Here is an 865-nt window from a genome sequence, read left to right as displayed (position 1 = left end):
TGTCTGGGTTCACGACATAGGCGACAACTGATACGCGACACATGAGTCGCGACATAGGCGACAGTCACAGGGCATGTCGAAAGCCCGGGTCGCTGTGTTGAAGGTCGTCACAAAGGAACTCTCGGTCACCGACGCGGCCGCCAAGTACGGCTACTCCCGCCAGCACCTCCATCGGCTGGTGGCCCGCTACCACCAAGGCGGGATCGACGCGGTCGATCCGCAGTCCAGACGACCCCACTCCAACAAGCGAGCAACCGGCCCCGAGGTCCGCGAGCTGATCATCGAGCTACGGCTCAAGCTGACCCACAACGGCCTCGACGCCGGCCCGGTCACGCTGGCCTGGCACCTGGCCGAACGCGGCCACACAGCCCCCTCGACCTCCACCATCCGACGGATCCTGCACGCCGCCGACCTCATCACCCCCGAACCCCGCAAACGACCCCGGTCCTCCTACCACCGGTTCGAAGCCGCTCAGCCCAACGAATGCTGGCAATCCGACTTCACCCACTGGCGCCTGGCCGACGACACCGACGTAGAGATCCTGAACTGGCTCGACGACCACTCCCGCTACCTGCTCTCCTGCACCGTCCACACGCCCGTGACCGGCGACATCGTGGTCAACGAGTTCCTCGCCACCTGCAACGAACACGGCCTCCCCGCCGCCACCCTGACCGACAACGGCCGCGTCTACACCGCCCGGTTCGGCGGCGGGAAGAACGCTTTCGAATACCTCCTGACCGCACTTCACATCACCCAGAAGAACGGCCGCGGCAACCACCCTCAAACCCAGGGCAAGGTCGAACGACTGCACCAGACCCAGAAACGCTGGCTCGCCAAGCAGCCACCAGCCGCGACCATCGCCGAC

General features: G+C 65.5%; 1 protein-coding gene. It reads left to right on the top strand.

The genetic code is table 11. From position 1 onward, the window contains the following. Positions 1 to 73: 73 nt before the first annotated feature. Positions 74 to 865 (top strand): DDE-type integrase/transposase/recombinase (locus F0U44_RS14485; protein ID WP_149729068.1); only part of this gene is annotated, 792 nt, incomplete at its 3' end.

The organism is Nocardioides humilatus (assembly GCF_008373755.1).
Taxonomy (GTDB): domain Bacteria; phylum Actinomycetota; class Actinomycetes; order Propionibacteriales; family Nocardioidaceae; genus Nocardioides; species Nocardioides humilatus.
The sequence above is the reverse complement of the archived record's forward strand: the minus strand, read 5'-3'. Positions and strand labels throughout refer to the sequence as shown.